At 75.1% G+C, this 19,573-nt stretch carries 18 protein-coding genes and 1 riboswitch; of the genes, 8 read left to right on the forward strand and 10 right to left on the reverse strand.

Annotation, left to right across the window (positions count from 1 at the left end; all coding sequences use genetic code 11):
* Positions 1 to 2 precede the first annotated feature (2 nt).
* From ACFUK0_RS14030 to thiO, 3 genes are all read right to left on the reverse strand, one after another.
* Entirely contained in the window at positions 3 to 746 is a 744-nt protein-coding gene (locus ACFUK0_RS14030; RefSeq protein WP_380249717.1) for a thiazole synthase, read from the reverse strand.
* A 59-nt stretch (positions 747 to 805) separates the two neighbouring features.
* Positions 806 to 1,015, reverse strand: a complete 210-nt coding sequence (thiS, locus tag ACFUK0_RS14035) for a sulfur carrier protein ThiS (RefSeq protein ID WP_380249650.1) — start codon at positions 1,013 to 1,015, stop codon at positions 806 to 808.
* Positions 1,012 to 2,184 carry a glycine oxidase ThiO gene (gene thiO / locus ACFUK0_RS14040; protein WP_380249652.1) on the reverse strand — a complete coding sequence of 391 codons (1,173 nt, stop codon included), beginning with the start codon at positions 2,182 to 2,184 and terminating at the stop codon, positions 1,012 to 1,014. The genes thiS and thiO overlap by 4 nt, the downstream gene beginning before the upstream one ends.
* Positions 2,173 to 2,285, reverse strand: a riboswitch (TPP riboswitch). It overlaps the preceding gene by 12 nt.
* A gap of 79 nt (positions 2,286 to 2,364) precedes the next feature.
* On the opposite strand from thiO, the gene ACFUK0_RS14045 reads away from it, so the two are divergent.
* The 3 genes from ACFUK0_RS14045 (at position 2,365) to thiE (ending at position 4,662) form a co-directional block, all read left to right on the forward strand.
* Positions 2,365 to 3,561 carry an NAD(P)/FAD-dependent oxidoreductase gene (locus ACFUK0_RS14045; protein ID WP_380249654.1) on the forward strand — a complete coding sequence of 399 codons (1,197 nt, stop codon included), beginning with the start codon at positions 2,365 to 2,367 and terminating at the stop codon, positions 3,559 to 3,561.
* Positions 3,562 to 3,646: 85 nt separating this feature from the next.
* Positions 3,647 to 4,012: an Rv2175c family DNA-binding protein gene (locus ACFUK0_RS14050; protein ID WP_380249656.1), complete on the forward strand. Its 366-nt coding sequence runs from the start codon at positions 3,647 to 3,649 to the stop codon at positions 4,010 to 4,012.
* Positions 4,012 to 4,662, forward strand: coding sequence for a thiamine phosphate synthase (gene thiE, locus ACFUK0_RS14055; protein ID WP_380249658.1), 651 nt, complete (start codon positions 4,012 to 4,014; stop codon positions 4,660 to 4,662). The genes ACFUK0_RS14050 and thiE overlap by 1 nt, the downstream gene beginning before the upstream one ends.
* A 51-nt stretch (positions 4,663 to 4,713) precedes the next feature.
* On the opposite strand, the gene ACFUK0_RS14060 is transcribed toward thiE, so the two are convergent.
* The gene (locus ACFUK0_RS14060) at positions 4,714 to 5,820 is read right to left on the reverse strand and encodes a polyprenyl synthetase family protein (protein ID WP_380249660.1); all 1,107 of its coding nucleotides are present in this window, start codon (positions 5,818 to 5,820) and stop codon (positions 4,714 to 4,716) included.
* Positions 5,821 to 5,973: 153 nt separating this feature from the next.
* On the opposite strand from ACFUK0_RS14060, the gene metF reads away from it, so the two are divergent.
* Positions 5,974 to 6,888 (forward strand): methylenetetrahydrofolate reductase [NAD(P)H], encoded by a 915-nt coding sequence (gene metF / locus ACFUK0_RS14065; RefSeq protein ID WP_380249662.1) that lies wholly within the window; start codon positions 5,974 to 5,976, stop codon positions 6,886 to 6,888.
* Between the two features lie 118 nt (positions 6,889 to 7,006).
* Positions 7,007 to 7,903 carry a hypothetical protein gene (locus ACFUK0_RS14070; protein ID WP_380249664.1) on the forward strand — a complete coding sequence of 299 codons (897 nt, stop codon included), beginning with the start codon at positions 7,007 to 7,009 and terminating at the stop codon, positions 7,901 to 7,903.
* 18 nt (positions 7,904 to 7,921) lie between these two features.
* Here the strand turns inward: ACFUK0_RS14070 and ACFUK0_RS14075 are convergent, their stop codons facing one another.
* From ACFUK0_RS14075 to ACFUK0_RS14085, 3 genes are all read right to left on the reverse strand, one after another.
* Positions 7,922 to 9,202, reverse strand: a complete 1,281-nt coding sequence (locus tag ACFUK0_RS14075; protein ID WP_380249666.1) for a glycosyltransferase 87 family protein — start codon at positions 9,200 to 9,202, stop codon at positions 7,922 to 7,924.
* A gap of 84 nt (positions 9,203 to 9,286) precedes the next feature.
* Positions 9,287 to 10,771 (reverse strand): phytoene desaturase family protein, encoded by a 1,485-nt coding sequence (locus ACFUK0_RS14080; protein ID WP_380249668.1) that lies wholly within the window; start codon positions 10,769 to 10,771, stop codon positions 9,287 to 9,289.
* 68 nt (positions 10,772 to 10,839) lie between these two features.
* The gene (locus ACFUK0_RS14085) at positions 10,840 to 11,457 is read right to left on the reverse strand and encodes a DUF4126 domain-containing protein (RefSeq protein ID WP_380249670.1); all 618 of its coding nucleotides are present in this window, start codon (positions 11,455 to 11,457) and stop codon (positions 10,840 to 10,842) included.
* 701 nt (positions 11,458 to 12,158) lie between these two features.
* Between ACFUK0_RS14085 and ACFUK0_RS14090 the strand changes: the two genes are divergently transcribed.
* The 3 genes from ACFUK0_RS14090 (at position 12,159) to ACFUK0_RS14100 (ending at position 14,386) form a co-directional block, all read left to right on the forward strand.
* Positions 12,159 to 12,701: an SAV_6107 family HEPN domain-containing protein gene (locus ACFUK0_RS14090; protein ID WP_380249672.1), complete on the forward strand. Its 543-nt coding sequence runs from the start codon at positions 12,159 to 12,161 to the stop codon at positions 12,699 to 12,701.
* A gap of 91 nt (positions 12,702 to 12,792) precedes the next feature.
* The gene (locus ACFUK0_RS14095; RefSeq protein ID WP_380249674.1) at positions 12,793 to 13,545 is read left to right on the forward strand and encodes a methyltransferase domain-containing protein; all 753 of its coding nucleotides are present in this window, start codon (positions 12,793 to 12,795) and stop codon (positions 13,543 to 13,545) included.
* Between the two features lie 454 nt (positions 13,546 to 13,999).
* Positions 14,000 to 14,386 (forward strand): DUF3040 domain-containing protein, encoded by a 387-nt coding sequence (locus ACFUK0_RS14100; protein ID WP_380249676.1) that lies wholly within the window; start codon positions 14,000 to 14,002, stop codon positions 14,384 to 14,386.
* Positions 14,387 to 14,497: 111 nt separating this feature from the next.
* Here ACFUK0_RS14100 and ACFUK0_RS14105 read toward each other — a convergent pair whose 3' ends face one another.
* From ACFUK0_RS14105 to ACFUK0_RS14115, 3 genes are read right to left on the reverse strand one after another with little or no spacing between them, the layout of a single operon-like run.
* Complete coding sequence (locus tag ACFUK0_RS14105; RefSeq protein ID WP_380249678.1) at positions 14,498 to 16,930, reverse strand: transglutaminaseTgpA domain-containing protein; 2,433 nt, start codon at positions 16,928 to 16,930, stop codon at positions 14,498 to 14,500.
* Positions 16,927 to 18,267 (reverse strand): DUF58 domain-containing protein, encoded by a 1,341-nt coding sequence (locus tag ACFUK0_RS14110; RefSeq protein ID WP_380249680.1) that lies wholly within the window; start codon positions 18,265 to 18,267, stop codon positions 16,927 to 16,929. The genes ACFUK0_RS14105 and ACFUK0_RS14110 overlap by 4 nt, the downstream gene beginning before the upstream one ends.
* A gap of 1 nt (position 18,268) precedes the next feature.
* Positions 18,269 to 19,231, reverse strand: coding sequence for an AAA family ATPase (locus ACFUK0_RS14115; protein ID WP_380249719.1), 963 nt, complete (start codon positions 19,229 to 19,231; stop codon positions 18,269 to 18,271).
* Between the last annotated feature and the right edge of the window lie 342 nt (positions 19,232 to 19,573).

A 19,573-nucleotide genomic window follows, 5' to 3' on the forward strand; every position in this document is an offset into this window, starting at 1 on the left:
GCTCAGAAGGCCGGCCGCTCCCGGTGGTCCAGGTCGGCGCGGCCGGCCATCGCGGAGGAGGCCTCGGCGTGGAAGCGGCGCGGGATCCGGCCGGCCCGGTACGCGAGCCGGCCGGCCTCGACGGCGTGCCGCATGGCCTGCGCCATCAGCACCGGCTCCTGGGCGCGGGTGACGGCCGAGGCGAGCATGACGGCCGCGCACCCCAGCTCCATCGCCAGCGCCACGTCGGAGGCGGTGCCCGCGCCGGCGTCCAGGATCACCGGCACCTTGGCGCTCTCCACGATCAGCTGGAAGTTGTGCGGGTTGCGGATGCCGAGGCCCGAGCCGATCGGCGAGCCGAGCGGCATGATCGCCGCGCAGCCGACGTCCTCCAGCTTGCGGGCCAGCACCGGGTCGTCGTTGGTGTACGGGAGCACCGTGAAGCCGTCGTCGACCAGTGTCTCGGCGGCGTCCAGCAGCTCGATCGGGTCGGGCAGCAGGGTCCGCTCGTCCGCGATGACCTCCAGCTTCACCCAGTCGGTGCCGAGCGCCTCGCGGGCCAGGCGGGCCGTCAGCACGGCCTCGCCGGCCGTGAAGCAGCCCGCCGTGTTCGGCAGCACCCGGATGCCGCTCCGCTTCAGCACGTCCAGGACCGAGCCCTGGGTGGCGGTGTCGACCCGGCGCATCGCGACCGTGGTCAGTTCGGTGCCGGAGACCCGCAGCGCCTGCTCCAGGATCTCCAGGCTCGGCGCCCCGCCGGTGCCCATGATCAGGCGGGAGGCGAAGGCGGTGCCCGCGATCGTCAGAGTGTCGTCGGCCACCGCGCTCAGCCTCCCTGGACGGCGGTGAGGATCTCGACCCGGTCGCCCGTCGCGAGGAGCGTCCGGGGCCAGGCGCCGCGCGGCACCACGGCCTCGTTGACGGCGGCGGCGACGCCGGAGGGCGCGCCGCTCACGGTGGCGACCACCTCGGCGAGGGTGCTGGTGGCGGGGACCTGCCGGTCCTCGCCGTTGACGGACAGGGAGATGACGCTCATGCGAGGGCCTTTGCGGAGAAGCGGGAGAAACGGGTGGGGGAGAACGGGGCCGCGAGCGCGGGGGTGACCCCGGTGGCCAGCTCCTGCGCGGCCAGGTCCGCGGTCACCGGCGTCAGCAGGACGCCGTTGCGGTAGTGGCCGGTGGCCGCGTACAGGCCGGGCAGGCTGGTCCAGCCGATCAGCGGCGCGTTGTCCGGCGAGCCGGGGCGCAGACCGGCGGAGGTCTCCACCAGCGGCAGCTCGGTGATGCCGGGGACGAGGTCGTGGGCGTCGCGCAGCAGCTCGTACACCCCGCCGGCGGTGACGGTGGTGTCGTACCCCTGCTCCTCGCTGGTCGCGCCGATCACCAGCTCGCCGTCCTCGCGCGGCACCAGGTACAGGTGCTGTCCGCGCACCACGGCACGCACGTTGCGGGACAGGAACGGGCGGTACGGCGCGGGCACGCGCAGCCGCAGGATCTGCCCCTTGACCGGGCGGATCGCGGGCAGCACGCCCTCCGGCAGGCCCGGCAGCAGGTGGCTGCGCGGCCCCGCCGCCAGCACCACGGTGTCGCCGGCCAGGGTCGTCCCGTCGTCCAGCCGGACACCGGTCACCCGGTCGGCGCCGGCCCCGGTCAGCAGCTCGGCGGCCCCTGCCCGCAGCAGCGTCACCCCGGCCCGGCCGCAGGCCTCGACCAGCGCGGCCGCCAGCCGCCGGCCGTCCACCTGGTGGTCGTCCGTCACGTGCAGCCCGCCGCGCACGCCGGGTGCCAGCATCGGTTCGAGCCGGCGGCACTCGCGGCCGGTCAGCCAGTGCGAGGCCAGCCCGAGGCGCTGGTGGAAGGCGTGCAGCTCGCGCAGCTCCTCGCGGTCGTCGGAGTCCAGCGCGACGGCGAGGGTGCCGCAGGCGCGGTAGCCGGTCGACAACCCGGAGGCCTCCTCCAGCTCGGCCGCGAACTGCGCGTACCGGGCGTTGGACGCCAGGCCCAGCTCCAGCAGGGCCTCCTCGCCGTACTGCAGCTCGGTGACCGGGGCCAGCATCCCCGCCGCGACCTGCGCCGCGCCGCCGCCCGGCGCCGGATCGACCACCGTGACGCCGAGGCCGCGCTGCGCCGAGCGCCAGGCGACCGCCAGGCCGATGATGCCGCCGCCGACGACCAGCAGGTCGGGACGGGTTCGTGCCGAAGTCATTGCTCTCCCTTCGCCGGTATGACCCGGATCAGGTTCGGACGGTCGCAGGCCGTGTCAGCCCGCCTCTCAGCCCGGTCCGCCGGGCTCCCGTGATGAAGGTGCACCCCACCTTAACGCCGGGTGTCAGCGCTGCCGAAGGCGCGTACGAAGGGTGGCCGGCCCGGCCGATAGGCTGGCGCCGTGGGAGAGCAGCGGAGCACGGACCAGGTGGTCGTTGTCGGGGCGGGGCTGGCGGGTGCCCAGTGCGTGGGCGCGCTGCGCAGAGGGGGCCTGCAGGGGCCGATCACGCTGCTGGGCGACGAACCGCACGCACCCTACGACCGCCCGCCGCTCTCCAAGGACGTCCTGCTCGGCAAGGCCGACTCCACCACCCTGGACGTCGACTACCGCCGGCTCGGCGTCGAACTGCTCACCGGCCGCCGCGCCACCGGCCTGGAGCCCGGCGTCCTGCACACCGACGCCGGCCCGCTGCCGTACGGGAGCCTGGTGATCGCCACCGGCGCCGCCCCCACCGCCCTGCCCGGAGCGGACGGCGCGCACCTGCTGCGCACCCTCGACGACGCGCTCGCGCTGCGCGCCCGGCTGCGGCCCGGCAGCCGGATCGTGCTGGTCGGGGCCGGCTGGATCGGCGCCGAGACGGCCACCGCCGCCCGGGAGCTGGGCTGCGAGGTCACCGTGGTCGAGGCAGGGCCGGCTCCGCTGCCCGGCGCGCTGCCCCGGGCAGTCGGCGGGGCGATGACCGCCTGGTACGAGGAGGCCGGCGTCGTGCTGCACTGCGGTGCCCGGGTGGCGGCGGTCGGCCCCGGCGAGGTGCTGCTCGGCGACGGCACCCGGCTGGCCGCCGACGAGGTGGTCGTCGGCATCGGCGCCCGGCCCGCCACCGGCTGGCTGGCCGGCTCGGCGGTGGCCCTGGACGCGGGCGGCGCGATCCTCGTCGACGAGCGGCTGCGGACTTCGCTGCCGGGCGTCTGGGCGGCCGGCGACTGCGTCTCCTACCCCTCGGCCCGCGCGGGCACCCGGCTGGCCGTCCAGCACTGGGACCACGCGCTGCAGTCCGGCGACGCGGTGGCCGCCGCACTGCTCGGGGCGGACACCCCGTACGACCCGGTGCCGTACTTCTGGTCGGAGCAGTTCGGGCGGATGGTGCAGTACGCCGGGCGGCACACCGAGGGCGACGAGCTGCTCTGGCGCGGGGCGCCCGGCGACCCGGCCTGGTCGGTGCTCTGGCTGCGCGGCGGCGAACTGCGCGCCCTGCTGACCGTCGACCGCCCGCGCGACCTCGTCCAGGGCCGCAAGCTGCTGGAGCGCTCCGCCGTGCTCGACCCGGCCCGCGCGGCCGACCCGGCCGTGCCGCTGAAGTCCGCCCTCGCGGGGTAGCACCGGGCGGTCACACCGGGTCACCGGGGGCCTCGCGGGAGTGGGTTTGGTGCGCGGCGGCCCGGCGAGGTGGCAGTCTGGTGACGTGAGCGAGATCGAAGCGAAGATTCAAGACCTTGTCCCCGGGTGGATGTACCTGCCCGACATCTCGGAGCAGTGGGGTGTCCGGGTCACCGAAGTACGGGACCTCGTCAAGAGCGGCGGCCTGATCGCCGTCCGGCGTGGCCCCAACAAGTCCCTCCAGGTGCCGGCCGCCTTCATCGACGGCCCCGGGCTGGTCAAGCACCTGTCCGGCACGCTGACGGTGCTCCGCGACTGCGGGTACAACGACGCGGAGATCCTGGAGTGGCTGTTCACCGAGGACCCGTCGCTGCCCGGCAGCCCGATCCAGGCCCTGCAGGAGAACCGCGGCACCGAGGTGAAGCGCCGGGCCCAGGCGATGCTGATCTGATGGCGGCGGACACCCCCCGGGAGCAGCTGGCCGACGCCCGGCTCTACCTGTGCACCGACGCCCGCCGCGAGCAGGGCGACCTGGCGCAGTTCCTGGACGCCGCACTGGCCGGCGGCGTCGACATCGTCCAGCTCCGCGACAAGGGCCTGGAGGCCAGGCAGGAGCTGGAGTACCTGGAGGTCTTCGCCGACGCCTGCCGCCGCCACGGCCGGCTGCTCTCGGTGAACGACCGCGCCGACGTCGCCCACGCGGCCCGCCCGCAGGTGCTGCACCTCGGGCAGGACGACCTGCCGGTGCCGGCCGCCCGCGCGATCCTCGGCGACGACGTGATCATCGGCCGGTCCTGCCACGCCGAGTCCGAGGTGGACGCGGCCGTCGCCGAACCGGGTGTCGACTACTTCTGCACCGGGCCCGTCTGGCCGACCCCGACCAAGCCGGGCCGCCACGCCCCGGGCCTCGGCCTGGTCTCCTACGCCGCGAAGCAGCCGACGGACCGCCCGTGGTTCGCCATCGGCGGCATCGACCTGGGCAACCTCGACGAGGTGCTGGCCGCCGGCGCCCGCCGGGTGGTCGTGGTCCGGGCCATCACGGCCGCCGACGACCCCGGGGCCGCGGCCGCCGAACTGGCCCGGCGCGTCCGGGCCGTCTGACCTCTGGCCTCGGCCTCCGATCTCTGACCGCGGGCCGTCCGGCGCTACTGCTCAGTACCGCCGGACGGTCGCCGCCTCGGCCAGCGCCAGCAGTACCGCCCGGGCCTCGCCGTCCGCCAGCGGCGCGGCCTCCAGCGCCGCCAGCGACTCCCGCATCAGCTCCTCGATCCGCCGCTCGACCAGCTCCGGCGCACCGGAGCGCTCGACCAGCGTGCGCAGCACGGCGACCTCCTCGGGCGCCAGGCCGGGGGCGCCGAGGCGCTCGTCCAGGTGGCGGGCGTCGGCGGCGGACAGCCCCCGCATCGCGTGGGCGACCAGCAGCGTCCGCTTTCCCTCCCGCAGGTCGTCCCCGGCGGGCTTGCCGGTGACGGCCGGGTCGCCGAAGACGCCCAGCAGGTCGTCCCGCAGCTGGAAGGCCTCGCCGAGCGGCAGGCCGAACGCCGAGTACGCCGCGACCAGCTCGGGCGACGCCCCGGCCAGCAGCGCCCCGACCTGGAGCGGCCGCTCGATGGTGTACTTCGCCGACTTGTAGTGCAGGACGGTCTGCGCCCGCTCCAGCGCGCCCTCGTCGGTGGAGTCGCCCGCGACCGGCTCCAGCACGTCGAGGTACTGGCCGACCATCACCTCGGTGCGCATCAGGTCGAACGCCGGCTTGGCCCGCAGCACGGCCTCGGCCGGCAGGCCCGAGCGCAGGAACAGCTCGTCGCACCAGATCAGCAGCAGGTCGCCGAGCAGCACGGCGGCCGAGGCCCCGTACTGCTCGCGGTCCCCGCGCCAGCCGCTGTCGCGGTGCAGCGCCTCGAACCGGCGGTGGACGGACGGCACGCCCCGGCGGGTGTCGCTGCGGTCCATCAGGTCGTCGTGCACCAGGGCGCTCGCCTGGAGCAGCTCCAGGGCCGCCGCCGCGTGCGTGATGCCCGCACTGCCGGCCGGGCCGCCGGCGCCGCGCCAGCCCCAGTAGCAGAACGCCGGGCGCAGCCGCTTGCCGCCGTCGAGCAGGAAGTCCCGCAGGGCGTCCGCGGCGGGCACCAGTTGCGGCGATATCTTGCCGAGCAGGACGGCCTGCCCCTCCATGAACTCCGCGAGCGCGTCGTTCACGCGCTCGCGCACGGCCTCCACATCGATCGGGTTGGCCGGCCGGGTGCTGGACGAGGTCACGATGAGGCTCCGGAAGAGTCGCGGTGGATACCGGCCAGCCTAGCCGGGCCGCCGCGGACACACCTACGGGCGCCTCGCCCCGGCGTCCACCCGTCGTCTCAGTCGGTGGACGCCGATTGTCGGGGGTCCGAGAACGGCGGATAACCTGCCAGCATGGCACTCGGCATCGCTTCCACCAGAACCGACCGCGCACTGACCGTTCGCGAACTGATGGCGGCGGGCAAGCGGTCGTTCTCCTTCGAGTTCATGCCCCCCCGCACCGAGGCCGCCGAGAAGCGGCTCTGGGACGCGATCCGCCGGGTCGAGTCGCTGGACCCCAACTTCGTCTGCATGACGTACGGCGCCGGCGGCTCCTCGCGCGGGCGCACCGTGGACCTGGTCGGCCGGATCGCCACCGAGACCACGCTCACCCCGGTCGCCCACCTGACCGCCGTCGACCACTCGATCGCCGAGCTGCGCAACATCATCGGCCAGTACGCCGACCAGGGCGTGCGCAACGTCCTCGCGGTGCGCGGCGACCCGCCCGGCGACCCGCTGGGCGAGTGGGTCCGCCACCCGGACGGCGTCAGCTACGCGGCCGAGCTGGTCGAGCTGATCAAGGGCATCGGGGACTTCTGCGTCGGCGTCGCCGCCTTCCCGCAGATGCACCCGCGCTCGGACAACTGGGACGACGACATCCGCCACTTCGTCGCCAAGTGCCGGGCCGGCGCGGACTACGCGATCACCCAGATGTTCTTCGAGGTCGACGACTACCTGCGGCTGCGCGACCGGGTCGCGGCGGCCGGCTGCGAGGTGCCGATCATCCCGGAGATCATGCCGGTCACCAACATCAAGCAGCTGGAGCGGTTCCCGCAGCTCAGTGGCTCGGCGTTCCCGGAGGACCTGGTGCGGCGCTTCCGCGCGGTCGAGGACGACCCGGCGGCGGTCCGGGCGGTCGGCATCGACCACGCCACCGCGATGTCCGAGCGGCTGCTCGCCGAGGGCGCCCCCGGGCTGCACTTCATCACGCTCAACCACTCCACCTCCACGCTGGAGATCTACCAGAACCTCGGCCTGCACCGGCGCTGACCTCCGCCGCCCGCGGGCGGCCCGGCCGCTGCCGGGAATGTGGGTCAGGACGCGATGAACCGGTACAGTCGCCGGACACGCGCGGCGCGCGCGTCACCCGACTGGAGGTAGCGGGCGGATGGGCATCGGATACCTGCTGCTGTACGTCGCGTTGGCGGTGGTGGCACTCTGGCTCGTCGCCGAGCTGCTGCTGCAGAACCGTGCCCCGCTGCACTGGCGGGTGGTCGCCCTGGGCGGCTTCCTGGGTGTGGTCGCGGGCATGGCGGCCGGCTCGGTCGTGGTGATCGGCGCCGGGGCGGTGCTCTTCGCCCTGGGCCAGGTCTTCGTGACCCTCTCGGTGAAGCGCGGCCACCGTGACGGCTGGTCCCTGCGGAAGTCCGACGGCGCGCTGCCCGGGCCGCTGGCCAAGGTGCCGCTGCTCAGCGCGGCCACCGGCGGCGAGGACGTGGCGGAGCCGGTCGTCGTCCAGCACGTCGGCGAGGTGGGCGAGATCGAGGCCGAGGAGGTGGCCGTCGCGGCCTTCGAGAGCCCGGCCTTCGAGACCCAGGCCTTCGAGACCCCCGGCTACGGCAGCACCCCGGTGGTGGAGCAGACCGCCGCCTTCGAGATGCAGGAGATCGCCGCCGACGGCGTCTACGCCGACGCCCCGGTCTACTACGAGCAGCAACAGCAGCCCGCCTGGGACGGCGGCCAGCAGCAGTGGCAGCCCCAGCAGCCCGGTTACGGCGACCAGCAGCAGTGGCAGCAGCCCCAGCACCAGCAGCAGCCCGCCTACGGGTACGACCAGGGCTACGGCGGCTACCAGCAGCAGCCCGGTTACGGCGACCAGCAGCAGTGGCAGCAGCAGCCCCAGCACCAGCCCACCTACGAGGGCTACGAGCAGCAGCAGCCCGCCTGGGACGGCGGCCAGCAGCAGTGGCAGCAGCCCCAGCAGCCCGGCCAGCAGCAGCCCGTCGTCCCGCAGCAGCCGGTGTACGACTACCAGCAGGGTGCCTGGCAGCAGCAACAGCAGTAGCGGGGCCGGCCCCGCGGGTCAGGGCCCTTCGCGGACGAGCTGCGCCGAACCGCCGGCCGGCGCCGGGACGGCGGCCGGTACCGGCGGGCCGTCCTGGAACTCCAGCGCGGTGGCCCGCAGGACGCACCCCAGGGCGAGCGCCATCAGCGCGGCGAGGAATCCCATCGTCAGGTAGTTGCCCACCTCGGGCGCCAGGTAGTGCAGGTACGAGCCGAACGAGGAGACCTGCACCAGCACGGGCAGGTACCAGAGCCGCGCGGGGACGTGGAACGCGGCGATCACGCTGAGTACGTCCGCGAGGTAGAAGTACCGGTCGTGCATCGACGGCAGCAGGAACGGCACCAGGACGACCGAGCAGGTCGCCAGCAGCACGATCTGCGTGTCCGTCAGCTCCCGCCCCCGGCCGCCCGGTCCCGGCAGCGGGCCCCGGCCGGGGCGTCGCACAACGACCAGCGTGACCAGCGCGAGCACCACCAGGCCCGTGACCAGCACACCCGCCGTGCGGACGGCGTCGGTGTAGTCGCCCACCTGGAAGAACTCGTAGACCGACGGCGCGTTCATGCTGAGCGCCGGGTAGGTGCCCGTCTGCCGGGCGTACACCGTCAGCAGCCGGCCGGGGTCGGCGCCGACCAGCAGGGCCGGCACGTCGAGCAGCAGGTACACCGCCGGGACGGCCAGCAGCGCCCGCCAGGGCACCCGCCGGGTCAGCAGCATGACCAGCAGGAACGGGAACACGAACACGGCCTGCAGCTTGAACGCGAGGGCGATCCCGAGCAGCGTGCAGGCCCACCAGGGGCGGCGGCGCAGCACGGCGTGCACGCCGGCCAGCGCGAACGTCGCGTACACCGAGTCGGCCTGCCCCCACCAGCCGCTGTTGGCCGTCACCGTCGGCAGGAACAGCACCACGGCCCCCGCCGCGTACGGCCGCCAGGAGTGCCCCGGCCGGCGCAGGTCCACGATCAGGAAGGTGAGGTACGCCGCCAGCAGGTCGAACATCGTGGACACGGTCTTGATGCCGGCCAGGTCCTGCACCGGCAGGTGGCTCAGCGCGGCCAGCACGTACAGGTACGGGACGTTGTAGTCCGCGAAGCCGGTGTCCTTCAGTGCCTGGAACCCGCCGTGCCCGGCGATGAACTCGTACCAGGGGTGCAGGAAGTAGCGGTAGTCGTCCGACTCGGCCGGGAACATCAGCCACCGCAGGCCGATCGCCGCCGCCACCACCCCGATCGCCAGGACGCCCGCTCCCGACGGCCGCCACCGGAGGACCGGCCGCTGCTCGGCGGCGGTGACTCGGGACATTGCGGACCTCCGGTGAAGGGGGTGGGGATGCTGGGATGCTAGCGGCCGGGCCGTCGGACTGTCATTCACCCCGGCGGCCCGTCGTCAGGCCGGCCCGATCAGCCCCGCCGTGACCGAGGCGGACATCCCCACCCGGGCCAGCCCGCCACCGGGGTGGGCCGCACCGCCGATCAGGTAGAGGCCGGGCGTGGAGCCGTGGTTCGGAGCCTGGAGCAGGGCGCCGCCGAGGCCGGCGAGGGCGGGCCTCGGGACGGAGCCGAGGAAGGAACCGGTCTCGTGCTCCGTGTCCTGCGGTGTCCGCACCACGCGCCAGAGGACGCGCTCGCGCAGGCCGAGACCGGCGGCGTCGACGTGGGCGAGCATGCCGTCCGCGAACCGGTCGGCGACGCCGGGCGCGGACCAGTCCAGCCCGAGATTGCGGGCGGTCGCGGTGAGGACGACGGTTTCGTGTCCTGCCGGGTGGAGTGACGGGTCGTCGGGGCGCAGCACCTGGACGGTCGGCCGGTCCGCGGGCGGAGTGCCGGGCCCGAACAGCGAGGCCGCTTCAGCGGCCGGGTCGGCGGCGTGCACCACGGTACGGTGCGCCGTCCCGGCCGGGCGGGCGCCGCGCAGGGCGAGCAGGACGCTGACCCGGCCGGGAACGTCGCGGGGAGTACCCGCCTCCGGGGCGGCGTCGGGCCCGATCCGTCCACTGCGGAGCACCCGGGCGTCCATCGAGGAGAGCACCGTCCCGCACTCCAGCCGGCTGCCGTCCGCCAGTTCGACGCCGCTCGCCCGGCCGTCCTCGGTCAGGACCCGGGTCACCCGGGCGTCGAACCGGAACTCCACCTTCCGCTTCAGGCAGCGCTCGTACACGGCCTCGGCCAGTGCCCGGATACCGCCCCGGACGTACCAGACGCCGAAGGACTGCTCCATGTACGGCAGCACGGCGCCCCCGGCGGGGGTCTCGGCGGGGTCGAAGCCGAACCGCAGGGCGTACTCGCCGAGCAGGGCGGTCAGGCCCGGGTGGCCGCCGAGTTCGTGCTTCGCGACGTCGGCGAGCGTCCACGGCGCGCGCCGCAGGCGGGCCAGGCCGCGGCGCGGGGGAGCCGGGTAGGGGTCGGTGTGCAGCGACTCGGGGGAGGCGGGGAGGGGCTCCTCCAGCAGCGGTCGGCGGGTGGCCTCCCAGACGGTGCGGCCGCGGTTCATCACGGCGCTCCAGCGCTCGCCCGAGCCCGCGCCGAAGGCGGCGTCCAGGGCCTGGGCGACCCCGCCCCGGGAGGCGTTGGGCAGCAGCAGGTCGGTGCCGTCCGGGAACAGGTGCCGGCTCTCCGGGTCCACCGGGGTGAGGCCGACCAGCTCCTCCAGCGGCTCCTTGCCGGTCTTCAGCGCGAGGTCGCGGTAGACGGCGGGCAGCGTGAGCAGGCCCGGCCCGGTGTCGAAGGCGAAGCCGTCCCGCTCGAAGCGGCCAACCATGCCGCCGTACGTCGACGCGGCCTCGCAGACCGTCACCCGGTGCCCGACGGTCGCCAGCCTGGCGGCTGCCGCCAGCCCGCTCATTCCTGCCCCGATGATGACGATCCGTGCCATGCGCTGATCCTAGGGTGCGTTCTCGGACTCCCGTCCGCCGGGCGCCGCGGGGCGTTCGGCGGCGCGCGCTAGTAGCGGGCCGCGAGCCGTTCGGGCCCGGCCGCGCGGGCGGCCCGGCGGTCGCGGCGCCTGGCCAGGAAACGGCGGATCCGGGTGACGGCGAACCAGACCAGGACGAGGCCGGCCACCAGCAGCACCGAGGCGATCGAGGCGGCGAGCCACGGGTGGAAGATCGCCAGGCTGACCAGGCCCGCCACCGAGAGGTCCTCGCCGAGGCTGATGACGATGTTGCTGGCGGGCTCCGGCGAGGTGTTGACGGCCATCCGCAGGGAGGCCTTGACGCCGTGGCTGAGCAGCGCCGTCGTGCCGCCCATCGCGCCTGCCGCCACCGAACCGAGCGAGCCGGGGTCGTGGCTCGCGAGCAGGGCCGCGACGGTGGCGCCGGCGACCGGGCGGATCACCGTGTGGACGGCGTCCCAGGCGGTGTCCACGTACGGGATCTTGTCGGCGACGGCCTCCAGCAGGAAGAGCACGGTGGCGGCGATCAGCACGTCCGGGCGCTCCAGTACGGGCGGCACCGCGTCGGCGCCGCCGAAGCGTCCGAACAGGCCGAGCAGCAGGACCACCGCGTACGCGTTGATCCCGCTGGCCCAGCCGCTGGTGAAGATCAGCGGAATGACCGACATGGTGTTCCTTCCCCGGCCGGAGCGCCCGCCCGCAGGGCTGCGGACGTGCCCGGCACACTCCCGGCGCTCTCATGACGCCCGCCGCGGCTCCGTGGTTCCACCCGGCGCCCGGACCGGGCGGATCTGAGTACGGGTACTCAGATCAGGGGTTGAGTATGCCAACGGATAGCCCGCCGACCTGCGAGGACGGCAGAATCGTGGCACCGGGACGACGGGCCGCGAGGCACGGGGGACACCCGGTCGCGGCCGGGGTTCGGTCCGCCGGGCACGGGGGTGTCGGCGGAGGGGCCACGCCGCGCACACGGGCCGGCCCGGGGGCCGCACACCGCCGCCGAGTGCGGCGGCGGAGCGGAGCGGGGCCGGCGGTGGGGGATCCGGAGCGCCCGGCGCGCACCGGAGGACGTACGGGGTGACACCGTGCGGTCGGCCCGGACGGGGGAGACGTCCGGCCGGCCGCCGGGTGTCACCCTTCCGTGCGTCCGGGCGGAAGGGTGACACGTCCGGGCGGTCCGCGCACGGCCGATTGTCAGTGCGGCCCGTCACGATGGAGTCGCACGGGCCGCCCGGCCCGCGCGACTCGCCTCGGACCGGGGGAGACCATGACCATCAGCCACCCTGAGCCCGTCACCGCAAGCCGCCGCCATCCTGCCGACGACCAACCGCGAACGGGCCCGTCGGGCCCCGCGGTGCCCGCGCCGCCCGTGCCACTTCCGCTGCCCCAGTCCTCGCTGCCCCAGCCCGCCCTGCCGCTCCCACCCCTGCCCTCGACGCCGCCGCCCCGCACCGCCGACGTGCACCCGGTGCTGCGCCGGGTCGGCGCGCCGCCCGCCGCGCTGGACCTGCTGCTGCAGGCCCAGCGCACGCTGCTCCAGGCCGACCGCGCGGAGGATCCGCTGGAGCGGTACGCCACCGCCCACCTGGCCGCGCTGCGGACGGTCGCGGCGGTGCTCGCCGTCCGTGGCCGGCCGGAGAAGAACCCGAGGCGCCGCAAGGCGATCCGCAGCGCCTGGGAGGTGCTGCCCGAGGTCGCCCCGGAGCTGGCCGAGTGGGCCGGGTACTTCGCGGCCGGCGCCCGCCGCCGGGCGGCCGCCGAGGCGGGGATCACCGGCGCGGCCACGGCCCGGGACGCGGACGACCTGATCCGCAACACCGCGCTGTTCCTGCGGATCGTCCAGCGGCTGCTGGGGCTGCACCCGGTGCCCCCGGCGCCGCGGCTGCCGCTCGACGGGGCGGAGGGCCGCTGACGACGGCGAGCCGGGCGCGGCCGGCGGGAGTCCTGGCGGTCTAAGGTGGAGCCGTTCCGGCCCACCTTCACCGCGCCAAGGAGTCCTCACCTTGTACCCGACGCGTCCCCGCAGTGCCCTGCGTACCGCCGTGGTGTGGGAGGTGGTGCGGGCGGCCCTGGAGAAGCGGGCGGGCGAACTCGGCCGGCCGGTCCTCGACGTCGTCGACACCGGTGGCGGCACGGGTAACTTCGCCGTGCCCGTGGCCCGGCTCGGCCACCGCGTGACGGTGGTCGACCCGAGCCCGGACGCGCTGTTCGCGCTGGAGCGGCGGGCCGCCGAGGCCGGTGTCACCGGGCTGGTGAGCGCCGTCCAGGGCGACACCCAGACGCTGCCGGACCTGGTCGCCGCGAAGAGCGCGGACGCGGTGCTCTGCCACGGCGTGCTGGAGGTCGTGGACGACCCGGCCGAGGCGCTCGGCAGCCTGGTGGGCACCCTGCGCAAGGGCGGGCTGGTCAGCCTGCTCGCCGCCAACCGCAACGGCGCCGTGCTCGCCCGCGCCCTGGCGGGCCACTTCAACGAGGCCCGCACGGTGCTGGAGGCGGCCGAGGGCCGCTGGGGTGCGGGCGATCCGGTGCCCCGCCGGTTCACCGGCGAGGAGCTGGGCCGGCTCGCGGTCGGCGCGGGCCTGCGGGTGGAGTCGGTGCACGGGGTGCGGGTCTTCGCGGACCTGGTGCCCGGGGTGCTCGTCGACACCGAGCCGGGGGCGATGGAGGCACTGCTGAAGCTGGAGACGGCGGCGGCCGGGCAGCCGGCCTTCCACGCCGTCGCCACGCAGCTCCACCTGTTGGCCACACTCGCCTGACCCGCGCTTCGTGTGCGGTACACCCACTGTTCCCGGGGGCGCCCCGGGGGTATCCGCCCACGTCCGGGCTGATTCCAGCGACTCGGGCACTTGTTCCCGGCCTCCCGCGTTGGGACCGGTGCGGCTACAGCGTGCCGACGTGGCCCGAACCACGCGTGGCCGACCACGCCGGATTACGCCGGTGGACCGTATGATCTGGGTAAAGCCGGAAAGCATGACAGCCGGACGCATGGGGCATATGGACGACACAGGGCCAGGACGGTGGAGCTCCTCGGGGCAGGCACCACGACCGTCCGGGTCGCACGGTGGCGGGTATCCGCCGGGGTGGAACGAGCACCCCGGTACTCGGCCAGCACACAAGCGTCTGACTGCGTGTCTTGAAGGCTGAATGGACTGGCCACCCCGCAGGGGGTGGCGGACCGGTCGCCCCGCGACCGACGAGTAGGAGGACTCCGTGCCGCTCTCGGAGCACGAGCAGCGTCTGCTCGAGCAGATGGAGCGAGCGCTGTACGCCGAAGATCCCAAATTCGCGTCAGCGCTTGAGGGAACCGGGCTGCGCGCCTACACCCGTCGGCGGGTCTACCAGGCCGCTGCGGGGTTCGTGGTGGGCATCGGCCTGCTGATGGGCGGCATGGTCGCCCAGCAGATCTGGGTGAGCGTCGTCGGGTTCCTGGTGATGCTGGGCTGCGCCGTCCTCGCCGTCACCGGCTGGAAGCGTGCTCCGGCCGGTCACCACGGGTCCGGCGCCGGCCCGGCTCCCTCCCCGCGCCGCAAGGCCGGGGTGATGGATCGGATGGAGCAGCGCTGGCAGCGCCGCAGGGACGAGCAGAGCGGCCTCTGACCCCGCCGCCGGGTACGGCGGACGACGAGGATCCCGACCGGACACACCTACGCCGAGGGCGGGCAGTCGATCCGACTGCCCGCCCTCGGCGTGTGCGGCCCCGCGCCGCCGTTACCCGCGCGGGCCCGGCCGCAGCCGGTCCCAGGCGCGCCGTACCGGGGCGGTCGCCGCCCTGACGGCCCGCGAGACCCGCCCGCCGACGGCGGTGCGGGTGTCCTGGACGCGGTCGGAGGCCTGCCACCACAGCTTCGCGGAGGAGGGCGGCAGCAGCACCGCTCGGGCCCGGCCGGTGCGCCGGGCGGAGGCCCGCAGGCCCTCCCGGGCCCGCCGGACGTCCGGGGCCAGCGGGGCCGCCGGGCCGCCGCCGCGGGCGTACAGCACCCGCTCGGTGGCCAGTGCCACCCGCCCGGCGGCGGCCGTGGCGTCCTCGTCCAGTTCGCCGGCCTCGGCGATCCGCCGCACGGCGGACCTCGGGGTGCGCGAGTCGTCCGGCGGGATGCCGAGGTCCCAGGCGGAGTCGACCAGTTCGTCCCAGGCGGCCAGCACCTCCTGGTCGGAGAGCCCGCCGGGCCCGTCGCCGCCGGGGCCGCGCCGGCCCCCCGCCCCGAGCCGGCGGCGCCGGGTCAGGGAGCGCCAGAGCATCGGCGTGCTCAGCAGGCCGAGCAGGACGAGCACGCCCGCCGCGGTGCCCAGCACCTGCCAGGACAGCAGCCAGGAGCTCTCCTGCGCGGTCGGTGCGGCGGCCTTCTGCTGGTCGGCGCAGCCGTCCGCGCGCTGCTTGGTGCTGCAGCTGCTGCTGGGCGTCGCGGAGGGCACCGCGCTGGTGCTCGGCGCCGCCGTGGTCGGCTGCTGGGTCGGGGCCTTCGTCGGGGCGGCGACCGGCGCCGAGTACTCGGGGGTGCTGCCCCGGCCGGGGGTGGGCTCGAAGCGCAGCCAGCCGGCGCCCTGGAAGTACAGCTCGGGCCAGGCGTGGTAGTCCCGGTCGGTCACCCGGAAGGTGTTGGCCCCGGCGTTGTCGCCCGGGGTGAAGCCGAGGGCGACCCGGGAGGGGATGCCGAGGGTGCGGGCCATCGCGGCCATGGTGGACGCGTAGTGGACGCAGAAGCCCTTCTTGTTCTGCAGGAACGCGGCGATGGCCTCGCTGCCGGTGCCGCCCGGCACGTCGGTGCTGTACGCGAAGCCGCCGGTGCGGGAGAACCAGGTCTGCAGCGCCACCGCCTTGTCGTACGCGGTGGACTGGCCGCGGGTGACGTTCGCCGCGGTGCTCGCGACGATCTGCGGCAGGCCGCTGGGCAGGGCGAGGTAGCGCTCGTTGACCGACTCGGGGGCGGCCCCGGCCGTGCGCAGCCGGTCCGCGGTGGGCCGGACGTCGAGGCTGGTCACCTCGTACTTCAGGCCCCGGGTGGTCTGCCCGCCGTCGCCGGTGAGCGTCCGGGTGGAGCGTTCGAAGTTCCACCGCCCGGGCGGCTTCGCCTCGGTGGCCGGGTAGGGCATCGGCAGCCAGGCGGACTCCATCCGGTCCGCGATGCTGAAGGCGGTGGTGAACGCGCCGACGCCGGTCTCGGCGGCCAGGCCCTCGGGTGCGGGCAGGCTGCCCGGGTTGGCGGAGACGTCCTTCGGGGAGAGCTTCCACTCGGTGCCGTCGAAGGTGTCGAGCGCGCCGGTCCGCAGGTAGGTGGTGCCCGCCCCGTCGCCCTGCATGGTGTAGGTCATCATCTCGGCGCCGGAGGGCCGGCTCAGCGAGGAGGCCAGGCTCACCAGCGGATCCAGCGTGGTGACCCCGGAGCCGCCGCCCTTGCCGATGCCGTGGCCCGTCCGGTCGCGGAACAGGCCCAGGTCCCACTGTCCCAGGAGCATCGGCAGGACGAGCGCGGCGGCCAGCGCGAGCAGGCCGATCGGCCGGCCCCCGTGCGAGAGGCCGCCCCTGCTGTCGGTGCCGGGCCGGCCGCCGTGGAACACCCGGCCCCAGCGCGACAGCCGGTCCTGGCCCTCCGCGAAGAGCAGCAGCAGGTAGCCGAGGGCCGCGAACAGGAACCAGAGCCAGGCCTTGCCGTCCTCGTCGGCCAGGCCGGTGCCGACGGAGTACAGCGCCAGCAGCGGCAGGCCGGCCAGCGCGGACTGCCGGAAGGTGACCGCGACGGTGTCCACCAGGACGGCGATCAGTGCCACCGAGCCGACCAGGATCAGCCGCAGCCCCGGGGAGGCCGGCGCCGGGATGGCGTACTGCTGGATGTCCTCGATGCCCTGGCGCAGCACGGCCGAGAGGGCGTCCAGCGCGGCCGGCCCGGGCAGCAGACCGCCGGCCAGCGCGGGGCGCACGAAGCCGAGCGCCAGCGCGTACAGCAGCACCAGGAGCTGTCCGGCGGGCACCAGCGGGCGCGGCACGGACAGCCGGCGCAGCCCGGCGCCGGTGGCGGCGGTCAGCGCGATCAGCAGGAACGCGTGGGCGAGCCACCCGTTGGAGCCGAGCAGCGGGGTCAGGCACAGCGTCGCCAGCGCGCAGGCCAGCGCCGAGTACAGCGTCAGTTTGGCCCGGGTGGTCACGCGTCGGCCTCTTCTCGGTAGGCGGAGGACGAGTCGGCGCGGTCGGCGGCCCGCCACAGGTCGGGCACGGAGTCGCCGGCCCGTACGGGCAGCACCGTCCAGCCGGCCTCGCGCAGCTGCCGGATCCGGGCGCGGATCTCGGCGCCGCCGGTGTCGGGGGCGAGCAGCCGCAGGCCGGCCCAGGTCTCGGTGTCGATCAGGAAGAGCACGGCGGTGCCGGTGCGCCGGCGCAGCCGCGCGAGGCGGGCGGTCTGCTCCTCGTCGAGGGCGCCGAGGACGGCGACCAGCAGGCCCTCGCCGCCGAGCCGCAGCGCCTCCTCGGCGCGGGACAGCGAGGGGCCCTCGGACAGGTCGACGAGGGCGAGGGCGTCCAGCAGCATCCCGGAGGCCTCGGAGACGGTGTTGACGCCGCCGTTCGGGCCGGGGACGGCCTGCCCGGTGTCGGTGAGCAGCCGGACCTGGTAGCCGCGCTCCATCAGGTGCACGCCCACCGAGGCCGCGCAGCTCACCGCCCACTCGAAGGAGGAGGCCGGACCGGTGCCCCGGTGGGCGCTCTCACGGGTGTCCAGCAGGACGGTCGCGCGGGCCTTCTGCGGCTGCTCCTCGCGGCGGACCATCAGCTCGCCGTAGCGGGCGGTGGACCTCCAGTGCACCCGGCGCAGGTCGTCGCCGTGCCGGTACTCGCGCAGGATGACGTCGTCGTCCCCGGCCAGCGCCAGGCTCCGGCTGTGGCTCTCGCCCTGCCCGGACCACTCGCCGCGCAGCCGCACCTCGGGCAGCACCTGGACCCGGGGGACGACGGTCAGGGTGTCCCAGGCCGCGAAGGACCGGGACAGCTCGCACATCCCGAACGGGTCGGAGAGCCGCAGCTGGAGCGGGCCGAGCGGGTACTGCCCGCGCAGGTCGGAGCGGACCCGGTAGGAGACCTCGCGGTGGCCGCGCGGCTCGATCCGGTCCAGCACGAAGCGCGGGCGCGGCCCGAGCACGTACGGGACCTTGTCCTCCAGCTGGAGCAGGCCGGTGGGCACCCGGGAGACGTTGTCGACCCGCAGGTGCACCCGGGCCTCCTGGCCGGCCGTCGCCCGGTGCGGGCTGAGCCGGCGGCCGCTGGCCACCCGGTAGCGGGTGCGCAGCAGGAGCAGGGCGGCCGACAGCGGCAGGGCCATCAGCAGGACCCCGACCCGGAGCAGCGCGTCCTGGCCGAGCACGAAGGCGCAGAGCACCGAGGTGACGCCGGCCGCGAGGAAGGAGCGGCCCCGGGTGGTGAGCCCGGCCAGGCCGGCCCGCAGGCCGCGGGGGCCGGCCCCGCCCTGCCCGGCCGCTTCGGACGGTGCCACCTCAGCCCCTCCGCGTGGCCGGGCCCTGCGGGCGCGGCAGCGGGAGGCGGGCGACCAGGTCGCGGACGATCTCCTCGGAGGTGCGCCGGCTGAGCTGGGTCTCGGCGGTCGGCATCAGGCGGTGCGCCAGCACCGGGACGGCCAGCGACTGGATGTCGTCGGGGGTGACGTAGTCGCGTCCGTCCAGGGCGGCGGCGGCGCGGGCGGCCCGGACGAGGTGCAGGGTGGCCCGGGGCGAGGCGCCGAGGCGCAGCTCGTGGCTGGTGCGGGTGGCGCCGACCAGCTCCACGGCGTACCGGCGGACCGGCTCGGCGATGTGGACGGTGCGGACCAGCTCGATCAGCTTGAGGATGTCGGCGGCGTGCGCGACCGGCGTCAGGTCGTCCAGCGGGTTGGCGCCGCCGTGCACGTCCAGCATGGCCAGCTCGGCCTCGGGGCTCGGGTAGCCGATGGAGATCCGGGCCATGAAGCGGTCGCGCTGGGCCTCGGGGAGCGGGTAGGTGCCCTCCATCTCGACCGGGTTCTGGGTGGCCACCACCATGAAGGGGGACGGCAGCTCGTAGCTGGTGCCGTCGATGGTGACCTGGCGCTCCTCCATCGACTCCAGCAGCGCGGACTGGGTCTTCGGCGAGGCGCGGTTGATCTCGTCGCCGACCACGATCTGCGCGAAGATCGCGCCGGGCCGGAACTCGAAGTCGCGCTGGTGCTGGTCGAAGATGTTGGTGCCGGTGACGTCGGAGGGCAGCAGGTCGGGCGTGAACTGGATCCGCCGCACGGTGCAGTCGACCGACTTGGCGAGCGCCTTGGCCAGCATCGTCTTGCCGACCCCGGGCACGTCCTCCAGCAGCAGGTGGCCCTCGGCCAGCATCACGGTCAGGGCGATCCGGACGGCCTCCGGCTTGCCCTCGATGACGCTCTCGACGGACGCGCGCACCCGCTCCACGACGGCGCCGAGCTCGTGCAGCCCGCCCCGCTGGAAGCTCTCGGCCTGCCGGTCGCTCCCGCGACCGCTCTGACCGGCCTGATCGTATGTGCTCGTCACCCGTACGCTCCCTGGCATTGCGCCGGTCCTCACCCCGAGGACGGCCCCCACCCGACTGACGCGGCGCGTCCGGGGTGCGGTTCCAGTGGCCTGGACCGGCACCCGGCGGCGCCTGCGGCCAGGCCGCCCCAGGTGGTGCGGGGTAAGGCCTGCCGTCGCATTCTTCCCTGTCGGACGGGCAGAAGTCACCCTTCACCCCGGGCAGCGGCCCGGTGCGGGCCGCTCGGCGGGAGTCTGTGCGGGAGTCTGCCGGGCGACAAGGGT

This window comes from Kitasatospora sp. NPDC057223, from assembly GCF_042669755.1.
Taxonomy (GTDB): domain Bacteria; phylum Actinomycetota; class Actinomycetes; order Streptomycetales; family Streptomycetaceae; genus Kitasatospora.